Annotated in this window: 4 protein-coding genes; 3 read left to right on the forward strand and 1 reads right to left on the reverse strand. The window is 63.9% G+C overall.

All coding sequences use genetic code 11. From position 1 onward, the window contains the following. The 3 genes from AC3AYF_RS19920 to AC3AYF_RS19930 all read left to right on the forward strand — a co-directional run. Positions 1-750, forward strand: a 750-nt coding sequence (locus AC3AYF_RS19920) for a glutathione S-transferase (RefSeq protein WP_487780256.1), incomplete at its 5' end; no start/stop codon positions are given. Between the two features lie 82 nt (positions 751-832). Further along, positions 833-1348 (forward strand): S-ribosylhomocysteine lyase, encoded by a 516-nt coding sequence (luxS, locus tag AC3AYF_RS19925; RefSeq protein ID WP_295039839.1) that lies wholly within the window; start codon positions 833-835, stop codon positions 1346-1348. Positions 1349-1514: 166 nt separating this feature from the next. Next, positions 1515-1976: a tellurite resistance TerB family protein gene (locus AC3AYF_RS19930; RefSeq protein WP_295039842.1), complete on the forward strand. Its 462-nt coding sequence runs from the start codon at positions 1515-1517 to the stop codon at positions 1974-1976. A 7-nt stretch (positions 1977-1983) separates the two neighbouring features. Here AC3AYF_RS19930 and AC3AYF_RS19935 read toward each other — a convergent pair. After that, the coding region (locus AC3AYF_RS19935) for a serine hydrolase (protein WP_487780257.1) at positions 1984-2765 on the reverse strand (782 nt) is incomplete at its 5' end.

Genomic DNA, 2765 nt, shown 5'->3' on the forward strand with positions numbered 1-2765 from the left:
CCTGCACCAGGAGGGAAGCGGATGACCTACGAGCTCTATTACTGGCCGGGTATCCCCGGTCGTGGCGAATTCGTTCGCCTAGCGCTGGAGGATGCCGGCGCGGATTACATCGATGTCGGCAAGCGGTCCGCTGGTGAGGGCGGTGGCGCGGGTGCCGTCAGTGAATTCATTCACGGTAGCGACCTGGGGCAGCCGCATTTCGCGCCGCCGGTGTTGAATGCCGACGGGCTGGTCATCTCTCACGTCGCCAACATTCTGCAGTTTCTCGGACCCCGGCTGGGGTTGGTGCCGGAGGACGAGGCCGGCCGCTTCTGGGCCAACGGGCTGCAGTTGACGCTGACGGATTTCGTCGCCGAGATCCATGACACCCACCATCCAATCGGCAGTTCGCTCTACTACGAGGACCAACAGGACGAAGCGAAACGGCGCGCCCGGGTCTTCGTTCAGGAGCGCCTGCCCAGGTTCCTCCACTATTTCGAACGTGTGCTGGCGGCCAATGCCGGTAACGAGCCCTATCTGGTAGGGACGGCGCACAGCTATGTCGACCTGTCGCTGTTTCAGGTGGTGACTGGGCTGCGTTATGCCTTCCCCCGGGCGATGGAGCGACTGGAGCCGGAAATACCCGAAGTGACCGCGCTGGTCGATCGTGTCAGTCAGCGACCGAAGCTTGCCGCCTATCTCACGTCCGACCGGCGGCTGGATTTCAACGAGGGCGGCGTGTTCCGTCACTACCCCGAACTGGACGGATGACGATTCGGCGTCGGCGCATGACAGCGCCGGTTAGCGTGCTAAAGTAGACACATGTCTGGACACGTCAACAAGGAGGCAAGGCATGCCATTACTCGACAGCTTCATGGTCGACCACACCAAGATGAATGCACCGGCGGTGCGTGTCGCCAAGCAGATGAAGACGCCGGGCGGTGACAATATCACCGTCTACGACCTGCGCTTCTGCATTCCCAACGAAGAGATCCTGTCCGAGCGGGGGATCCACACCCTCGAGCACCTGTTCGCGGGTTTCATGCGTCAGCATCTCAATGGCGACGGCGTCGAGATCATCGATATCTCGCCGATGGGTTGCCGCACCGGGTTCTACATGAGCCTGATCGGGCAGGTCGACGAACCTACCGTGGGCGCAGCCTGGAACGCGGCGATGGAAGACGTGCTGGCGCTGACGGACCAGAAGTCGATCCCCGAACTCAACATCTACCAGTGCGGCACGGCGGAGATGCACTCCCTCGACGAAGCGCAGCAGATCGCCAGGAACGTGACGACGCGCGGTATCGGTGTCAACTCCAACAGCGAGCTCAAGCTGACCGAGGAGTTCCTCGCCGCCCACGGGGCGTGAAGCGCGGCGCCCATGTCAGCCCGCCATGAAAACGCTGACGACATATCGGACCCGCAGCCCTGGCTGCGGGTTTTTTCGTGGGCGCGACCCACCCGGACGAACCTTTGGTGCAATCGGTGTCAAAACGTTACCCGATTGTTCGCCGTTCACCGCAGGGGATTGACCGATGCTTGATACCGTTCAGCAGTTCTTTCAACGCGTCCTCGCCACGCCACAATCCGAAAGCCGGGAGGTGATCACGCCACAGCTGGCGGTCGCCGCGCTATTGAGCGAGATCCTGCGCGCCGACTACCAGACCGATCCCGAAGAGTTGGCCCTGTTGCGTCGGATGCTGATGGCGCAGTTCTCGCTGGACGAGGGCGCCGTCGACGAACTGGTCGAGCAGGCGCAGCGGCAGGTCGACGAGGCGGTGGATCACTTCCAGTACGTGTCGTTGCTCAACGAGCGCTACGACTACGATCAGCGCGTCGAGCTGATCGCCGCCATGTGGCGTCTGGCCTATGCCGACCACGAGCTGGCGGCCCTGGAGGAGCACCGGATTCGCCGCCTGGCCGATCTGCTCTACGTGACCCACAGCGATTTCATTCGCACCAAGCTGGCGGTGCAGGACGAACTGAAGCGGGGGTGACCGACGTTCAGTGGTCTTCCGCGGAGCGCTCGTGCGCCAGCACGCCGCTGGATTCGACCGCGCGACCGATGGCCTGGAAGGTGCGCTCGGCCTCCCGCCGCGAGGGCGCGCCCCGCAGGCAACTGACGACGACGACCGCTCCCGGTGTCCCGGGGTCGAGAATGCCGGCGTCGCAGAAGCGCGCATACTGGGTTCCGGTTTTCTGGGCAAAGGGCCACTGCCGCTGGAACCCGGCGGATAGGCGCCGATGGCCCGTGTCGGCACGCTGCATGATCGACAGCAGGGTGGCGGTGGCCGCGGCGGGTAGCGCCTCGCCCTTGTCGATCCTCTCCAGCATGTCCGCGTAGCGATCCAGCCGACCCGAATTGAGCCCGGTGGCGTAATAGCGCTGGTAGGCTGCGGCGAGATCGAGCGGTGGAAATTGCTCCCGTCGGCTATCGGTCAACTGTGCGAGCCGGGTCAGGCGCGGTTCGCCGAAGTCGGCCTGTCGCAGGTCGATCAGTTGCCTGCCGGTCAGCGATTGCGCCTTGGACGTGAAGACGCCGTAGAGATGTCGTCTCACGTCGATCAGGGTGGTAATCGGGCCGATCCCTTCGTCCATCAACGATCTCGCCCGGCGATTGACCGCTTCCACTCCAACCCTTCGCATCAACATGTCGGTTGCCGTGTTGTCGCTGTCGATCAGCATTCGCTCGAGCAGGGTCCGCAGGGGGATCCTGGTCTCGGGGGCGGCCCAGTTGGTGGCGCCCGCGCCGTCGACGTAGTCGCAGTCGGTGCACACGTGCGTCC

Source organism: Salinicola sp. (assembly GCF_982684285.1).

What these genes read in the sequence shown, in the direction of transcription:
- luxS (WP_295039839.1), top strand. Translation starts at nt 833, where the DNA reads ATGCCATTACTCGACAGCTTCATGGTCGACCACACCAAGATGAATGCA.
- AC3AYF_RS19930 (WP_295039842.1), top strand. Translation starts at nt 1,515, where the DNA reads ATGCTTGATACCGTTCAGCAGTTCTTTCAACGCGTCCTCGCCACGCCA.